The organism is Alcanivorax sp. HI0044, from assembly GCF_001634945.1.
Genome location: NZ_LWEZ01000386.1, coordinates 1 through 922 on the forward strand (window position 1 = coordinate 1; position 922 = coordinate 922).

The window sequence follows — 922 nt, forward strand, 5'->3', positions numbered from 1 at the left end:
TGACGCGGCACTCTGTGCGTGAACTGGCCAAGAACGGTTTTGCCGATTACCGCCTGCCCCTGACCCCGGAAGGCATCGATATGGCCCGGGAGTGGGGTAGCCAGCTGGCGCGGCCAGTGGATGCGTTTTTTTCCAGCCCGGTGGGGCGCTGCGTGAATACCGCCAAGGCCATGGCCGAAGGCGCCCGCAAGGCAGGGCTGTTGGAGACGATTCCCGAAATCACCACCGATACCACCCTGGTGGAGCCTGGCTGTTACGTGGAAGACCTGAATCAGGTCGGCCCCACGTTTCTGAAGATGGGTGCGTTTAAATTCCTTAACCAGCACTTACAGCAACCCTTTGAGGGCATGCTGTCGCCGGCAGAAGGCCGCGCCAAGCTGGCCCGGTACCTGAGCGAGCGTGAACCGGCACCGGGCCACCTGAACGTGCACGTGACCCACGACACCATTCTTGCCGTGCTGGTGGCCGAACTGCATGGGCACCGGCGCATTACCGAGGATGACTGGCCCTGGATGATGGAAGGGCTGTGGCTGTGGTTCAGTGGCGGCCAGCTTCACTGGATATGGCGTGGTGATCACTGCCATCGTGCGTTGTAACCGCATTTCTAAACCGATCTCTCCGTTTACCGACTTCTGACGAGGTGTGCCTTGTCCGCGCTGACAATTCGCAATTTGACCAAAACCTATGCCAATGGCGTGCAAGCGCTCAAAGGTATTGATCTGGATGTGAAGAAGGGCGATTTCTTTGCCTTGCTGGGCCCCAACGGGGCCGGCAAATCTACCACCATTGGTGTGATCAGTTCACTGGTCAATAACTCCGGTGGTGATGTGAGCATCTTTGGCTATTCCCTGGATACCCAGCGGTCTCTGGCCAAGAAGCAGATCGGTGTGGTGCCACAGGAGTTCAACTTCAACCAGTTCGA

At 58.4% G+C, this 922-nt stretch carries 2 protein-coding genes; both read left to right on the forward strand.

The window, feature by feature from the left end:
- Window positions 1-596 (forward strand): histidine phosphatase family protein (locus tag A3730_RS04685; RefSeq protein WP_063537600.1); only part of this gene is annotated, 596 nt, incomplete at its 5' end.
- A 51-nt stretch (window positions 597-647) separates the two neighbouring features.
- A partial coding sequence (locus A3730_RS04690; protein WP_156500910.1) for an ATP-binding cassette domain-containing protein occupies window positions 648-922 on the forward strand: 275 nt, incomplete at its 3' end.